Source organism: Kribbella sp. NBC_01510, from assembly GCF_045040325.1.
Lineage (GTDB): Bacteria > Actinomycetota > Actinomycetes > Propionibacteriales > Kribbellaceae > Kribbella.
The window spans coordinates 7677346-7693656 of the sequence record NZ_CP109418.1; the positions used below are offsets into that span (position 1 = coordinate 7677346).

At 69.4% G+C, this 16311-nt stretch carries 12 protein-coding genes; 8 read left to right on the forward strand and 4 right to left on the reverse strand.

Annotation, left to right across the window (positions count from 1 at the left end):
- Nucleotides 1-65 precede the first annotated feature (65 nt).
- A complete protein-coding gene (locus OG558_RS37620) occupies nucleotides 66-566 on the reverse strand; it encodes a hypothetical protein (RefSeq protein WP_329476347.1) in 501 nt (166 codons plus the stop codon).
- A 30-nt stretch (nucleotides 567-596) separates the two neighbouring features.
- Complete coding sequence (locus OG558_RS37625; RefSeq protein WP_405067272.1) at nucleotides 597-1874, reverse strand: MFS transporter; 1278 nt, start codon at nucleotides 1872-1874, stop codon at nucleotides 597-599.
- 93 nt (nucleotides 1875-1967) lie between these two features.
- On the opposite strand from OG558_RS37625, the gene OG558_RS37630 reads away from it, so the two are divergent.
- Complete coding sequence (locus tag OG558_RS37630) at nucleotides 1968-3908, forward strand: potassium transporter Kup (protein ID WP_405067273.1); 1941 nt, start codon at nucleotides 1968-1970, stop codon at nucleotides 3906-3908.
- Between the two features lie 30 nt (nucleotides 3909-3938).
- Nucleotides 3939-4136 (forward strand): FAD-binding protein, encoded by a 198-nt coding sequence (locus tag OG558_RS37635; protein ID WP_405072268.1) that lies wholly within the window; start codon nucleotides 3939-3941, stop codon nucleotides 4134-4136.
- A gap of 271 nt (nucleotides 4137-4407) precedes the next feature.
- Here the strand turns inward: OG558_RS37635 and OG558_RS37640 are convergent, their stop codons facing one another.
- Complete coding sequence (locus tag OG558_RS37640) at nucleotides 4408-5031, reverse strand: maleylpyruvate isomerase family mycothiol-dependent enzyme (protein ID WP_405067274.1); 624 nt, start codon at nucleotides 5029-5031, stop codon at nucleotides 4408-4410.
- Nucleotides 5032-5139: 108 nt separating this feature from the next.
- Here OG558_RS37640 and OG558_RS37645 point away from each other — a divergent pair, with 108 nt between their 5' ends.
- The 6 genes from OG558_RS37645 to OG558_RS37670 all read left to right on the forward strand — a co-directional run bounded on the left by OG558_RS37645 (nucleotide 5140) and on the right by OG558_RS37670 (nucleotide 13330).
- Nucleotides 5140-6354 carry a helix-turn-helix domain-containing protein gene (locus OG558_RS37645; RefSeq protein WP_405067275.1) on the forward strand — a complete coding sequence of 405 codons (1215 nt, stop codon included), beginning with the start codon at nucleotides 5140-5142 and terminating at the stop codon, nucleotides 6352-6354.
- Nucleotides 6355-6499: 145 nt separating this feature from the next.
- A complete protein-coding gene (locus tag OG558_RS37650) occupies nucleotides 6500-8383 on the forward strand; it encodes a PQQ-binding-like beta-propeller repeat protein (protein WP_405067276.1) in 1884 nt (627 codons plus the stop codon).
- On the forward strand, nucleotides 8380-10326 hold the full coding sequence (locus OG558_RS37655; protein ID WP_405067277.1) for a hypothetical protein: 1947 nt from the start codon (nucleotides 8380-8382) through the stop codon (nucleotides 10324-10326). The genes OG558_RS37650 and OG558_RS37655 overlap by 4 nt, the downstream gene beginning before the upstream one ends.
- A gap of 29 nt (nucleotides 10327-10355) precedes the next feature.
- On the forward strand, nucleotides 10356-11585 hold the full coding sequence (locus tag OG558_RS37660; RefSeq protein ID WP_405067278.1) for a DegT/DnrJ/EryC1/StrS family aminotransferase: 1230 nt from the start codon (nucleotides 10356-10358) through the stop codon (nucleotides 11583-11585).
- A 238-nt stretch (nucleotides 11586-11823) separates the two neighbouring features.
- Nucleotides 11824-12552 (forward strand): hypothetical protein, encoded by a 729-nt coding sequence (locus OG558_RS37665; protein WP_405067279.1) that lies wholly within the window; start codon nucleotides 11824-11826, stop codon nucleotides 12550-12552.
- A gap of 19 nt (nucleotides 12553-12571) precedes the next feature.
- Nucleotides 12572-13330, forward strand: a complete 759-nt coding sequence (locus OG558_RS37670) for an amidohydrolase family protein (protein ID WP_405067280.1) — start codon at nucleotides 12572-12574, stop codon at nucleotides 13328-13330.
- A gap of 535 nt (nucleotides 13331-13865) precedes the next feature.
- On the opposite strand, the gene OG558_RS37675 is transcribed toward OG558_RS37670, so the two are convergent.
- Nucleotides 13866-15572 (reverse strand): transposase, encoded by a 1707-nt coding sequence (locus tag OG558_RS37675; protein ID WP_405067281.1) that lies wholly within the window; start codon nucleotides 15570-15572, stop codon nucleotides 13866-13868.
- Between the last annotated feature and the right edge of the window lie 739 nt (nucleotides 15573-16311).

Sequence of the window (16311 nt, forward strand, 5' to 3'; positions counted from 1 at the left end):
CGCCGGCCGGCGACTCCGAACAACGGCTGGTAGCCCGCTGTCCGGGGTCGACCGCGATCAGCGGATCAGCTGATCAAAGGCGAGCCGGTCAGCTGCCAGGTCGTCGAGCCCAGTCCGTCGTCGGTGATGTCGTACCCGACGGTTGCATCGGCGCTCCACCCGCCGGCGGCCAGGCTGCCCGTCTTCTGCGCGCCGATGGAAACGCTGCCCGAGTACTGGGCGTCCACCGATGAGGTGTAGTAGCTGCTGTCACTGGCCTGTACGACGTCGTAGCGCTCGAGGCGGATCTGCAGCCACATCGAGTTCAGGCGTGTCCCGCCGATGTAGCCGTAGTGGCCGGACCAACTGAAGTAGGCCATGGCCTGCCGGTAGGAACCTGACCCACTCACGCACAACGTGATGTTCAGGGTGATGTCCGGCTTGCCGGGCAGGTCCAGACTCCTGGCGTTCGTGTTGCACTGCTCCGCGGCATTGGCCGGTGCGACTCCCACGGTCGCCGCGCCCACCAGGGCCAGGGAGCCCGCCACCATCGCGGTTCCCAGGGACTTGGTAATTTTCTTCCTCACGAAGACTCCTTCGTCGGTAATTGGCTACACCTAAGACGAGGCAGCACCCTGGAATGTGACCGCAGCATGGTTGCCGTCAGCGGCGGGTCCGCTGTGCTTGCGCCCGCGGCGGATCTCCAGCGCGAGGAACGGCAGCGCGAACAACTGGATGACGGCCGTCAGCAGGTACGCCGGGCCGTAGCCCCAGACGTCCGCGGCGCGGCCGAGGGCGGGCTGGATCACCACGCCGCCGGCGGAGCCGAGCAGGTTGTCCGACGACAGCACGGTCGCGCGCTGCGCCGACGGGATGTGGCTGTTCAGGTATGCCTGCCGGACCGGGCTCATGGCGGCGAACATCGTGCCCCACACCATCAGCAGCCCGAGAGCGGCCCAGAACGAGGTCACCAGACCGATCAGCGCGATCACAACACCGGAGGTGGCGATGGCCACGACAAGGGTCAGGATCCGGTCCCGGAAGATCCGGGCGATGTACGACGCCGAGGCGCCACCCGCGATCTGGGCGCCGGCGACGATCCCGGCGGACAGGCCCGCGATCGCATAGGAGTCGGCGTGGCCGTACAGCTGAAGGAGATACGGCTGCGCGGCGTAGAAGCCGTACACGCTCGCTCCCGCAGTGAACGGGCCGGCGAGCATCACCCACCGGACCGACGGGTTCAGCAGGCCGTGCCGCAGCGAGGCCCGCAGGATCCCGCCCATCTCGGCGCGCACCGAGACCCGCGGCTTCGGCGTGAAACCGATGTCGTGCATCGCCCGCCACGCCACGGCGAAGGTGATCACGAGCAGCACCGCGCGAGCGACGTACGGGACGCCGAGGTTCGTCACCTGGGCGAGCAGGCCGCCGCCGATCGAGCCGGCCATCATCGCGATCCCGCCGGCCACCTGCCCTTTGGCGAAGGCCTCGTCGAGCGATCCGCGATAGCCGGTCGCGTGCAGTCCGTCCACCAGCCACGCCTCGGTCGCACCGCTGAAGAACGTGAACCCGAGCCCGAGCAACGCCGACACCACCGCCCAGGCCGCGAACGGCGCGTGCGTCTGCCACAACAGCAAGTAGAGCACCGTGGACGCGATCAAAGTGGCCGTCCCGAGCAGGTACGACGTACGCCGTCCGACCGTGTCCGCCACGACGCCGGTGGGGATCTCGAACAGCACCATCCCCGCGGTGAAGAACGCGTTCGCGGCGAACGCCTGCCCGATGCTCAGCCCCGCGTCGAGCAGGAACAGGGTGTTGATCCCCCAGATCATCGACGACGCACCCGTCGACACCACAACCAGCGTGATGTAGGTCCGTAGTACCCGCTCCGGTGTCATCCCCAGCACCTCCTCCGTAGTCACCGGGGTACGTCGGAACCGGCCGCCGGGTCTCGACATGTCTGCCTCCGCGGCGCTGTATCGTCCGGTCCCGTGACGGATCATCAGCAGACGGACGTGGCCCATGGCCCGACCGCCCACAACACGGCCAAGCTCGCGGTCGTGGTCGGCGCGCTCGGCGTGGTGTTCGGAGACATCGGAACCAGCCCGATCTACGCGCTGCAGACGGTCTTCAACCCCAAGGACCCGCACCCGGTGCCGGTCAGCGATTCGAACATCTTCGGGGTGGTGTCGCTCATCTTCTGGTCCGTGATGATCATCGTCACGGTCAGCTACGTGCTGCTGACACTGCGCGCCGACAACGAGGGCGAGGGCGGCGTCACCGCGCTGATCACGCTGCTGCGCAGGTGGAGCATCACGCACCCGGGCCGCCGAGGGGCGATCGTGCTGGCGTCGGTGGGACTCTTCGGCGCGTCGCTGTTCTTCGGCGACAGCATGATCACTCCGGCCATCTCGGTCCTCTCCGCGGTCGAGGGGCTCAAGGTCGTCGAGCCGTCACTGGCGGACTACGTCATACCGATCACCGCGGTGATCATCATCGTGCTGTTCCTGGTCCAGCGCCGCGGCACCGAGACGATCGGCCGGGTGTTCGGGCCGGTCATGGTCGTCTGGTTCGGGGTCATCGGCGCGTGCGGCGTCGGTGGGATCGTCGAGCACCCGGGGATCCTCAAGGCGCTGTCGCCGACGTACGCGATCGGTTTCCTGGCCGGCCATTTCGAGGTCGCGTTCTTCGCGCTGGCCGCGATCGTACTCGCGGTCACCGGCGCCGAGGCGCTGTACGCCGACCTGGGTCACTTCGGGCGCCGCGCGATCACCCGCGGTTGGCTGGGGCTCGTCCTCCCGGCCCTCGTGCTCAGCTACATGGGCCAGGGTGCGCTGATCCTGAAGGATCGGGCCAACATCAGCAGCCCGTTCTTCCTGCTCGTCCCCGACTGGGGCCGGTTGCCACTCGTGCTCCTCGCGACCACGGCCACGGTGATCGCCTCCCAGGCCGTGATCACCGGTGCCTATTCGGTCGCCTCACAGGCGGCACAGCTCGGTTATCTGCCCCGGCTGCGGGTCGCGCACACGTCCGCGTCCACGATCGGCCAGATCTACGTCCCGTGGATCAACTGGCTGCTGTTCGCCTCGGTGCTCACGTTGATCTTCGCCTTCCGCAGTTCGGCCGCACTGGCCTACGCGTACGGCATGACGGTCACCGGCACGATCACGATCACGACGCTGCTGTTCTTCTACGTCGCGCGGTATCGGTGGAACGTCCCGAAGTGGCTGATCGCCCTCGGAGCCGTTCCACTGCTCGCGGTCGATCTGCTGTTCGTCGCCGCGAACCTCACCAAGCTCCTGCACGGCGCCTGGCTACCGCTGCTGATCGCGATCACCGCGTTCACGATCATGACCACCTGGCAACGCGGCCGCGAGGTCGTCACCGCCGAACGCGAACGCACCGAGGGCCCGCTGCGGAAGTTCGTCGACCAGCTCCGCTCCGGTGAGCTGACCGCCCGAACGGTCCCCGGTACGGCGATCTTCCTCAACCGGGGCAACGTGACCACTCCGCTGGCGCTGCGGGCCAACGTCCAGCACAACCAGGTCCGGCACGAGCACGTGGTGATCCTGTCGATCGAGACCCAGCCCGTCCCCCGCGTCAGCGCGGACCAGCGGGCCGTCGTCGACGACCTCGGGTACGGCGACGACGGGATCACCTATGTCACCGCGAAGTTCGGCTACATGGAAACCCCCGACGTACCGGCCGCCCTGGCCACGCTCGCCCCGGACGCCACCGAGGGCCCTCTCGACCTGGACAAGGCTTCCTACTTCCTGTCCAAGATCGAACTCCGCCGGGGCGAGGCCAAGACGATGGCCCCCTGGCGCAAGCAACTGTTCATCGCGACCTCTCATATCACCGCCGACGCGGCCGAGTTCTTCAACCTCCCGCGCGATCGCACCGTCATCATCGGATCCCACATCGAGGTGTAAGGCGCACGATTCGTCCAAGCGCCGCAGGCGATCGCCCGGTGTGCGTCGGTCGAGGACGTGGTCGAGGCGCTCGCGTACGCCAGGCATTCCGGGGTGCACGTCGAACCGCGCGGCGGCGGCCACTGCTTCGCCGGGCGGTCGTCGACCGACGGTCTCGTCCTCGACCTGTCACCTCTCAACGCGATCTCCGTCAGTGCGGGCGGGCCTGAGGAGCGGCGGCCGAGGTGATGGACTGGGCAAGGTGCTGGGGCCTGAGACAGGAACTGGTGGGCTGCCTACAGGCTATTTCTTGTCCCCACCCACCAGAACGTGTCCCATCCTCCGAGAGCCGACCAGCTGTACGGCCCCTCCAGAGCCGGCTGTCTGGCGCAATGGGCCAACTCTCGGCTCCGCGACACAATGTGCGGGTTTTGACGCTTTCCGGAACTTCGCGGTCACATGGCGCACTCTTGTTTCCGGAGATCGCCTGGGGTCCCACCGATCTCACGAGCGAGTGCAACTAGAGCCAGGGCGGCAGCGGCTCGGCCGGTTTCCCGTCCGCTGCGAGCACACCGTCGTACGACCGCCCGGCGAGATACGCGGCCACCTCCGGCAGCGGGCCTGTCACCTCGGGTACGTCGCCACGCTTGGCCCGGATGTCCACGGACAGAGCTTCGAGGAAGTCCGCCGGCAGATCGGCGAAGGTCACGCCCGTGCCGAGGTCGACGGCGTGGATCATCACCTCCCGGCTGCGCATCCACGGGGTATCGGACGCAGGGATGTCTCGTCCTTGGGCATTGACCAACGGCCGCTGCCACTGCTCGTCGGTCAGCTGGGCCATCGCGTCCGCGAGCACCTGCGCGGACTCCTCGAACCAGGCGAGCAACTCGTCGGCCGGCCGCACCGCGGCCGCCTCGATATCCGCGCCACGCTGCTCGGGCGACGCGTACATCCGGCGCTCCTCGCCGGTCCTCGCCCAGTGCACGAGGTTGCCGATCGCCTCCGCGTTGAGCGACAGATGAGCCGCGACATGCTTGCGGGTCCATCCCGGCAGCAGCGATGGTCCGTCCAGCTCCACGAGCGCTCCCCGGCACAGCGCCGTACCCGCGGCAACCCACTCGTGCGATCGCATCAGCCTGCTCATGGTCGAAACGTAGCGGACCAGGCCAACCTCCGGGTCCGGCGTACGGCGCGGGTTCTTGCGGCGGTGCGGCGATCTGGTGAAACTGAGCCGAACGAAAGAGGGGGCTCCATGGTGACGACGATCGGGGTGGTCGGGCCGTCTGATCTGGTCACCTCCAGCAGCCGGATCGTCGGGGCGCTGCGCGGGGTGGAGGTCGTCCCGCTGCGGTACCGGCGCGAGACCGACACTCCGAAGGTGATGGCCGCGGCGCCGCCGAGCGTCGACGCGTGGCTGTTCACCGGCGTGGTCCCCTATCAACTCGCGGCCGCGCACGGCCTGCTCGACCGCCCGGCGGCCTACGTCGAGTACACCGGCGCCACGCTGATGCGGGCGTTGGTCCAGCTGCTCCGGGAGGGCCGCGACGTCACCTCGATGAGCATCGACGTGCTCGACGAGGCCCAGGTCCGCGAGACGCTCGACGAGGTCGGGTTGCCGACCCGCGGGATCCGCGTGCTGCCGTATCGCCAGGGGCTGAGCTCCGACGACGTGATCGCGTTCCACCGCAAGGCCGGCGCCACAGTCGCGATCACCTGCCTGCGATCGGCGTACGAGAAGCTCCGGACCGAGCAGACCACCCTCCGGCTGGCGCCGTCGGTCCACTCGGTGCGGGCGGCCGTGAACAGTCTGCTGCTCGTCCATGACGCTTTGCGCAGTGACGATGCGCAGATCGCGCTGGGTCTGGTCGAGATCGCCGCCGACGGCGAGAGTGCGCTCAGGCGCGAGGCCGGCTCGCTCGGGGGCAGCGTCATCCGGTACGACGACAAGCGGTATCTGGTCGTGACCACGCGCGGACCGCTCGAGCAGGCGACGGCTGCGTTCACCGAGCTCGGCATGCTGACCAGGCTGAAGGAGCAGTTCGGTCCGGTGCGGATCGGATTCGGTATCGGCGGCTCCGGGACCGAGACGGAGGCGCTCGCCCGGCGGGCGCTCGGCCGCGCGAAGACAGCCGGCCGGACCGCGGCTGTGGTCTCGTTGCGCAACGACATCGATCTCATCCTGGTCGGCGGCGCGGCACCGCGAGCGCAGCAGCGCTCGAAGCTGCAACTTCTCGCCCAGCGAGCAGGGCTGTCCAAGGCGACGCTCGAGCGCCTGCAGGAGCTCGTGCACGCCACGCCGGAGGACGGACTGACGACCCGGACCGTCGCCGACTACCTCGGCATCCAGCCCCGCACCGCCCGCCGGGTTCTCAACCGGCTGGAGCGCGCCGGGCTCGCCGACGCCACCGGCACCCAGCTCGGCAACGGCAGCGGCCGCCCGCTGGTCGTCTACCGCGTTCATCTCTGATCTTTCCCCGGCCTGTTGACGCACTAACGCACGTCCGGCTAATTTCAGCCATGACCGTAATTCGGTGCGCCGCGTCCCGGGAGGCCTTGTGGACAAGCGATTCACACGGGGATTGAGCAGTCTCGTCGTCATATGTGTAGGCCTGGTGAGCGTTTCGGCGCCGGCCCAGGCAGCAATTCCGGACTTGGCCGAAACCACCGTCACCAACCTGGGACCCGCCTCCGCGGTGACCTCGACCAGCGTCGCCGAGCAGGTCGGCGACCGGATCTGGACCATCACGTCCGGCGTCTCGCCGGTCCAGGTCGGCGCCTTCGACCCGGCCGGCCGAACGATCGACCGCAAGCTCTCCCTGCCCACCGGCGCCGGCGCTTGGGCGATGACCCATATCGGCACCGATCTGTACGTCGGCCTCTACACCCCCGGCGACGTCTACCGGATCGACACCACGACCGGGATCGCCACCAAGGTGGCTCGGTTCGGCTCGTTCATCTGGTCGATCGCCGCGACACCCGACGGCAAGATCGTGGCCGGCACGTACCCGGACGGTGCCGTGCACGAGTACGACCCGGCCACCGGCGCCACCAAGGAGTACGGCGCCGCCATCGCCGGTGAGCAGTACGTCCGCAGCATCGCCGCCGACGCGACCACGATCTACGCCGGCGTCGGCACCGAGGCCCACCTGATCGCCATCGACCGCACCACCGGCGAGCGCCGCGACGTCCTGCCTGCGAAATACGCCGATCGCACCTTCGTCGCCACGCTGACCCTGGAAGGTACGACGCTCGCCGCCGGCCTCTCTCCGACTGGCACGATGCTGCTGTTCGACACCGCCGACCTGAGCAACCCGGTCGAGGTCCAGGCCCCGGGCGGCGATCAATACGTCACCGCGATCACCATCGACGCACCGACCGGCGACATCTACCTCGGCACCCGGCCGTCGGGCACCTTGTACCGATACCGCGACACCACGCTCACTCGACTCGGTTCGCCGTACGACGGCGCCTACTTCAACCGGATCTTCGTCGACGGCCCGGCCATCCGTGCCGAGTTGACCAGCCAGGTCGTCGACCTCGACCAGGCGTCCGGGACGTTCACCGGCACCGATCTCGGTCAGGCCGGACTGCCGCCCGCACCGGAGCAGGCGATGGCGATCGCCGCCACCGCGACCTCGGTGCTGGTCAGTGGCAAGGCCGGCGTCCAGGTCCACGACCTGGCGACCGGCACGAGCACGCGAACCTTCCTGCCGGGCGAGGCGAAGACGCTGACCCCGGTCGGCCGGGACGTCTACCTCGGCGTCTACACGCTAGCCCGGCTGTGGTCGATGAAACCGGACGGCACCGCCCTGCAGGAGCTCGGCCAGATCGGCAACGAGCAGACCCGGCCGACCGACGACGCCTACGACGCGCGGTCGCGGACCTGGCTGATCTCGACAGAGCCCGACTACGGCAAGTACGACGGGACTCTCACCGAGCAACACCTGGACACCGGCGTACGAGAGGTGCACCGGGGCGTCGTACCGCAGCAGTCCGTCCGATCCGTGGCCACAGACGACGGCATCGCCTATCTCGGTGGCGCGACCCGGAACAGTCTGGGGACGGACCCGATCTTGCCGGAGGCAACTGTCGTCGCCTTCGACCTGCGCCGCAACCGCACGTTGTGGGAAGTCGCTCCGCTCCCGGGTGCGCAGAGCTACAGCGATGTGCTGATGTATCGCGGTCGGCTCTATGCGACCACCGACGACGGGCGGCTCGCCGTCCTGGATCCCCGCACCGGCAAGGTGCTCGCCACCGCCGTCATCGGGGCCGCGCAGAGCCGGCTGACGGTGGCGCGAGCCGGGCTGTTCGGGACCGACAGCCAGCGCGTGTTCCAGGTCGTCCCGAGCAAGACGGGCGCGCCGACGGTGACGACGGTCGTCGACGGGCTGGGTGCGCAGATCTACAGCTATCCACTGATCACTGCGTCGCCCACGGGTGACGCGCTCTACACGATCAAGGGCCGCGACCTGGTCCGGATCGAGGGGCTGCGATGACTGTCTCCCGCCGTACGGTGCTGGCCGGCGCGCTCGTGACCACCGCCGCCACCGCGCTGCCCACGACGGCCGCTCAGGCCGAGGACGCTCCGATCGACGGCACTACGCTGCCCAGCTTCGGGCCCGCCTGCCTGACCGCGGCCGTGGTCGCGATGGCGGTCCACGACGGCCGCGCGTACGTCATCAGCCGGGGCATCGTGCCACCGCGACTGACCGAGATCGACCTCACCACGAGGCGAGTCACCAGGACGGTCGAGCTCCCGGTCGGTGAAGGCGGCTGGGGTATCACGGTCGCCGCCGGCAAGGTCTACGTCGGCCTCTATCCGGTCGCCGACGTCTACTGCTTCGACCCGATCACCGCTGAACTCACCCGGGTCGGCAGCCTGGCCGGAGCCGGCGGCTTCGTCTGGGACCTGGTGACCTCACCCGACGGGCAGGTCTTCGCGGTCAGCTACCCGAACGGCACGATCTGGCAGATCGACCCGGCCACCAACGCCCTCACCCGAATCGGGACTCCGGTGGCGGGCGCGCAGTACGGGCGGTACGTCGGTGCCGCAGGCAACTTCGTCTACGCCGGGATCTACACCCCGTCGCAGCTGGTCTGCTACGACCGGACGGACGGCAGCTTCCGCGACCTGACGCCGGAGGCGATCCGCGGACAGAAGTTCGGGCCGTTCGCCGCTTCCGACCGGATCTACGCGGGCACCGATGGCTCGTTGGTGAGCATGGCGCTCGACGGCAGCGACGTACGGATCGTGCCGCTGCCGGCCGGCGAGACGAGTATCGACGCGCTCACGGTCGCTCCGGACGGTACGGCGTACGCGACGACGCGGGGCTCGGGGACCGTCTGGTCGTGTGGGCCGGGCGACACGAGCCTGACCGCGATCGCCACGCCGGCGCCTGCCGATGAACATCGCAAGCTGGAGCTGCTCGATGCGAACACCCTGCTCGGCTCGACCGGGTCGGGCGTGCTGTGGTGGCTCGACCTGGGAACTGGTGAGTTCGAGCTGCTCGATCTCATCGACGCGGGCTTCATCCCCGAGGCCGACAAGCCGCAATCGATCCTGCTTGGCGACCCGCACCTTTACGTCGGCGGCCACTGGGTCATCAGCGAGCACGCCGTCGCATCCGGCGCCACGCGGCGGATGCGCGTCGCGGGCGAGGCGAAGACGCTCACCTGGCTGCGTGGCGAGCTGTACTCGGCGCTCTACCCGAGCACCGAGGTGGTCCGGGTGAATCCGCGCACCACGGAGGTGCACAGCTTCGGCACGATCGGCCATGACCAGCTCCGGCCTTGGCAGGCGGCGTACGACGCGAAGTCGAAGCTGCTCGCGATCGCCTCGGCACCCGGAACGGGGAAGCTCACCGGAGCGCTGACACTGCTCGACGTGCGAACCGGCGAGCTGGACGTGCACTACGGCATCCTGCCCGACCAGAGCGTGATGACGGTCTCGATCGTCGACGGCATCGCCTACCTCGGCGGCGACGTGGTCGGCGGGGGCGGCATCACCCCGATCCGCACGTCGGCCGCGATCGCCGCCTTCGACCTGTGCAAGCGGAAGCTGCTGTGGACAGTCGAACCACTCGCCGGTGAGCGGTCCATCCAGAGTGTCGCGGTTCGCGACGGGGTCTTGTACGGCGTGCTGAAGCGGACCAGCGGCGGCTGGTTCACGTACGACCTCCGGACCAAGACCGTCGTCCGCGGCACGAACAAGCTCTCCGGTTACGGCCAGCTCCACACTGACCGCACCGGGGTCTACTGTGAGACGAACTTCGGCGGGAACCTGTACCAGCTCGGGCCGGGGCTCACCGAGGCGAAGCTGCTGGTGAACAAACTCGGCGACGGGTGGTACACCGTGCCCCAGCTGACGCCGGTCCGCGGCGAGCGGCACGGCGTGTGGGGTCTCGCCGACCGCGATCTCGTCCGCCTACCGTTGCCGTGAGCAACATCAACTCCAGGAGGTTCGCAGCGATGGAGAAGACCGTGCTCGCCCGGGACGGCGGCACCGCGGTGCGCACGTCCCCGCTGCCGTCGGTGATGGACGCCAGCGGGCGACGCTTCGGCGACGACGAGGTCAAGGCAGTGGAGCGGGTCCTCCGCAGTGGCATGCTGTCCGCGACCTGGGGCACCGAAGCGCCTGCGCTCGAGCTGGAGTTCGCCGACCTGCTCGGCGCCGGGTACGCGGTCGCGTGCAGTTCAGGCACGGCGGCCCTGCACCTGGCCGTGGCCGCGGTCGACCCCGAGCCCGGCGACGAGATCATCACCACGCCGATCAGCGACATAGGCACGGTGTTTCCGATCATGATGCAGAACGCCGTACCGGTGTTCGCCGACGTGGACCCCATCACGGGGAACCTCGACCCGGCCGCGGTCGAGGCCGCCATCACGCCGCGGACCAAGGCCGTGATCGTCGTCCACCTGTTCGGCAAACCGGCGCCCGTGCGGGAGTTGCGCGAGCTCTGCGATCGGCACGGGATCCTGCTGATCGAGGACTGCGCACAGGCCTACCTCGCGCCGGTCGGCGACACATTCGTCGGTCGGATCGGGCACATCGGCTGCTTCAGCCTGCAGCAGACCAAGCACATCAGCGCGGGTGACGGCGGGCTGGCGGTCACTGACGACGCGGCGCGGGCCCGGCGGATGCGGTTGTTCGCGGACAAGGGCTGGCCGCGCGACACCGACGAGCGGACGTATCTGTTCCTCGCCCTCAACTATCGGATGACGGAGCTGGTCGCGTCGGTGACCCGCGCGCAACTGACGCGACTGCGTGGCGTCGTGGCAGATCGTCGTACGGCGGCTGCCCGGGCGTCGGCGGGGATCGCGGACCTGGCCGGGATCACGACTCCCCCGGACGGTGGCGATCACGTCTATTGGCAGTACCCGTTGATCCTCTCGCCTGCGGCCGGCGAGCTGCATGAGTGGGCTGCCGCACTCACCGCTGAGGGTGTGCCGGCGAACGGCGGATATCTGACCGGCCCGCTGTACGCCGCGCCCGCGGTCCGGGAGCGGATCACCTACGGACAGTCCGGCTTCCCGCTGCAGGACGTCTCGTACCCGGTCGGTCTGTGTCCGAACGCCGAGGAGCTGATCAACAGCCGGCTGCTCGTCCTGCCCTGGAACGAGAACTACACCGAGGCCGACGTCGACGACATCGTCGACGCGATCCGCAAGGTCCACAGCGCACTGGCCCAGGAGGCCTGATGACCGAGTTGAATGCCGCGCCTCCGGCGCGGGGGTCATGGGGCTTTAACTCCCGCCCTTCCCTCGTCGCTCCAGTCGCTGTGCCTTTGGCCGCGCCTCCGGCACGGCGGGTCATGGGGCTTTCACTCCCAGCCTTCCCTCGTCGCTCCAGTCGCTTCGCTCCCTACACTCCTCAGTCCAGGCCGGGAGGCCCCACGACCGCGCTCCCTGCGCTCCTCAGTCCAGGCCGGGAGGCCCCATGACCGACGCCCCCCCGCTGCTCGACTGCGACGTACTGGTCGGGCACGACGTGACGACCGGCCGCTGGGGCCGGGCCCAGACGGTGCAGGAGGTGTTCAAGGCCACCGGCATCTCGGGTGGGGTCGTGTCCGCGTTGCGGGCGGTGCACTTCGACGTACCGTCCGGGAACGACGAGGCCCAGCAGGTTGCCGAGAGCAACGGCTGGTCGCTGTGCCCGGTGCTGGACCTGCGTGATGCGCTCGGTGCCGAACGGGAGCTCGAGCGGCAGCTGTCCGCGGCGTCGCCGCCGCGGGCGATCCGGCTGGCGCCGACCGCGCAGAGCGTCGAGCCCGGGTTCCCTTCCTTCGGCCACGTGGTGAAGCTGCTGGTGGAGGCCGGTCTTACGATCTTCGCCGAGGGCGACGTACGGCGGGTCGGCCCGGCGCTGCGTGGACTCGGGGCGCGGGTGGTCTTCCTCGACACGCACTTCTACTACCTCGGCGACTTCGTGATCCTGGCCCGCTCGGAGCCCGGGTTCCACACCTCGACCCGGATGCTCACCGGCCCGGACTCGCTGGAGATCGTCGCCGGCGAGGTCGGCGCGGACCGGTTGGTCCTCGGCTGCCGGACGCCGTTCCACGAGACCCACTCCGTCGTACGCCGGCTGCTCACGTCCAAGCTCACCCCCGCGGAGATCGCCCAGACCGGCAGTCAGAACCTGACCACCCTCCTGGAGCCGACATGCTGATCGCCGTACCCGCCCACTGGTGCCCGAACCGTCTCTTGGAGCCATCGTGCTGATCGACGTGCATGCCCACTGGGGGCCCTGGTTCTTCTCCATGGACGTCGGACCGGTCGACGTCAACATCGAACTGATGGACCGCTTCGGCATCGACATCCAACTAGTCTCCGCGATCGAGGCCATCGTGTACGACGCTCCCGTCGGCAACCGGTCGCTCGCGGCACAACTGCCCGCCGACCCACGACTGCGCGGGATGATCGTGGTCGACCCGCGCCGGCTCGACGAGGCGAAGGCCGACCTGCGCGAACTCCTGGCCGGGGACGGCCGGACGCGGTGGGTCGGCGCGAAAATCCACACCGAATACAGCCGGACGCCGATCGACTCACCCGCGATGCAGGCCGCCATCGAGCTCACCACCGAGTACGGACTGCCGACACTCGTCCACACCTGGGCGGGCAACGTCGTCGACCTGGCCGACGTCGCGGACCGCGTCCCGGACGCCCGGGTGATCGCCGGCCACATGGGCGCCCCGGGCTGGCCGCTCGTCCCCGAGGCCGCGTCCCGCTCGGACCGCATCTGGTTCGAACCCTGCTGGTCGGCCCCCGACGCCAACCGCATCCGCTGGATCCTCGACCAGCTCGGCCCGTCCCGCCTGATGTTCGGCACCGACGCCACCCTGATCGACCCCTCAGTAGCCATCGGCGCCTTCGAAGCCGCCAACCTCACCCCCACCGAACACGAAGCCATCATGTGGCAAAACGCCACCACCCTCTTCACCCTCTGACTCCTCACCCCACCCCACCCCGCCCCGCGCCCCCACCCGCCTCCGTCCCGGCCCCGGCTCCGTCCCGGCCCTGCCCCGCCCGCCCTGCCCGCCCTGCCCCGCCCTGCTCTGCCCCGCCTCCGCCTCCGCCTCCGCCTCCGCCTCCGCCTCCGCGCGAACCCTCCACCAGAGCGGGCACCCCCTCACCTGGAGGGTTGCCCCTGGGTTGCCCCTTGGAAATCTCAGGAGGCAACCCTCCGGGTCAAGGGGCAGGCCGCGGCGGAGGTACCAGGTCGGACCCGGGACAACTGGCGGCGCTCAGCAGCCGCGGCTGACGCCGTGCGGCGGCCGGTACGACTGTCGGCGCGCAGCAGGCGGAACGACTGCCGGCGCACAACGCCGGGGACTTCGGACAGGAGCAGGGGCCTGGAACAGTATGTCGGGACTTGGGGGAGCCTGTTGCTTTTTGGGTTGGTGGGTGTGGGAGGTGGGGCTGGTTGTGGTTGTTGGGTGTTGGGGCTGTGGGGGGGTGGTGGTCTGCCCCGGGGGGTGGGGGTTATCCGGTCTGGAGTTGGTGGGTGGTGATGTTGTTGGTGCGGAGTTTGAGGAGGTTGGTGACCGCGCAGGCCAGGGATAGTTCGGCTTGGACGGCGGTGAGTCCGCGGCGGGCGAAGCGGCGGAGTCCGCGGCGGTCTTTGAGCCAGCCGTTGGGTGGTTCGACGATCGGGGAACGCCGGCGGTAGAGGGCGTGCCCTTGGGGAGTGCGGAGCCGGTGGTTCATCTGCTCGCGGGCACTGGCGTCGTCGGCGGGATCGCCGGTGGCGGGGTTGGCGGTGGCGCGCTGGTCGATGGTGTGAGCCTTGGCGTCGGCGATGAGCCGGTCGGGGCCGGTGGCGGTGAGGTTGGCGTCGGAGTCGTAGCCGGCGTCGCCGAGCATCACACCGATGGTGAGGTCGTCGCGGCCGGTGCGTTCGGTCAGCCGGGCCGCGGTGGCGGTGATGTCGTGCACGGTCGGTACGAACTGGGCCATGTCGGTGGGGTCTTGGGTCGCGCGGGCGGAGATGATGAACGCGTCGTCGCTGACCGCGGTCTGGCAGTTGTAGCCCTGGATCCAGCCGTTGCGGGTTTTCAGCAGCCGCGACTGCGGATCGGTCGTGTTCGCCCGCAAGCCGGTTCCCTTGCCGGTGTTGCCGGTGCCGGTCCGGCCCGAGGTGGCGGTCTCATCGCTGCCCGGGCTGCCACCGGGTCCGTCATCGCCGTCATCGCCGTCGGCATCAGCCGCGGTCTCGGCTTCGGCGAGGGCGGCCTCGTAGGCGGCGCGGGCGCGGCGCACCAGCACGTTGTCCTCGATCGGCACCGGTTGCCGTCCTCTGCCCGACCTGGGCGGCTGAGTGCGGATCCGGTCGAGACGGGCCTGCCGGCGGGCCTCGGCCTTGGCCCGGGCCCGGGCCAGGCGGGCCTTGGCCACCACGACCGGGTCCGCGTTCTTGGGTGTGGGACCCAGCGGCGGGGCCGCTCCCTTGTCAGCGGCCTGCTGGATCGCCTGCTCGTAGGCACGCCCGGCCGCCCGATCGGTCTCGGACCGCTCACGCTCGGCCTGCCCTGCGGCACGGCGACGCGCCTCAATCTGACCGAGCGCGGCCGTGATCCGCTCACCCCGACCGGTGCGGTCGCGCACCCGCGCCGGCAACTCGTCGCCTCGAACCGCCTCCCCGAACAAGCCATCCTCGGCCGCGTCGGTCTGGGTGACCGCCGCGACGAACCCCTCGGCCAACTCCCGCAGACACGCCTCGGTCCGGTTCGCGTCCTTGCTCGCGTTCGCCGCGATCCGGGTCCCGTCGAAGGCCACCACCCCCAACGACACCATCCCCAACTCCGCGGCCAGTACCAGCGACTCGGCCAGCAGATCGGTCAACGCCTGCTCATGGCGCTGACGAAACCGCGCCAGCACCGTGTGATCCGGCACATCCTGCGCACAGATCACCCGGAACGCCACATCCGTCTGACACAACCGCTCGATCTGCCGCGACGACGACTCCCCATGCGCCATCGCATACACCAACAACGTCAACAACATGTCCGGGTCGTAACCCTTCCGGCCGACCCCACCCAGCCCCGCCCGCGCATGAAACCGCGACGTGTCCAACCGCTCCACCGCCGCGATCACGAACCACACCAGATGATCACCAGCAAGCCAGTCCACCATCGACGGCGGCAACAAAAACTCCTGCGCCCGATCAACCAGCCGATACGTCCTCGCCATCCCCAGATCATTCCAACACCCACACACCCGGCCAAACAACAGCCAGGCGTGTCACCACAAAAAGCAACAGGCTCTGGGACATGTCATGAGGTGTCCTAGGCCCCGACATGGTGTCCGCGCCCGCGCCCGCCAGACGGCACCCGGACGGCCAACACGGATATCCATCCGCGTGCTGGGTTCTCTGATGGTGTACGAGGAGACAGGGCACCACTCGGGCGGATAACCAGCTCTTCTGCTGGATGTGTGGGCGAGGTCGGATGGGCGTGCCAGCTCGACAGGTGGTGTCGGTCCAGGGGTGCCGGTCGGACGAGGCATTCACGCCTGGCTCCGGCCGGCCAGGCCGGGGCCAGGGTGGACACCTCCTGTCGCGCCGGCACGCCCACCCTCCGGCCGCACCCTCGGCAGCCTCCGCAGCCGGACCGGCCGTCGGCCGTGTTCTGTCGGTTGCCGCCGGGGGGTGCAGGTCCGGTCAGCGGCGCGGCATCGCCAAACCCGCCACCGCCGCCGGGGCGTGGGTGGACTCCCAGGCCATCACAATCGCCGAGACGCTGCGATCGCCGGTGGGAGGCCGTCGTCCTCGCCTGGTTGTGATGGCCTGGCGATCTGGTCGACGGTGCGGGCAACACCCACGGAATCGTCCGGAGCAGGTGATATCCGGTTATCCCCTGAATGGGCACGCGGTTGGACGTGGCGTTCAGGTGGGTGGTGTTCAGGCGGAGTGGTTGAGGGGTGGCTCGGG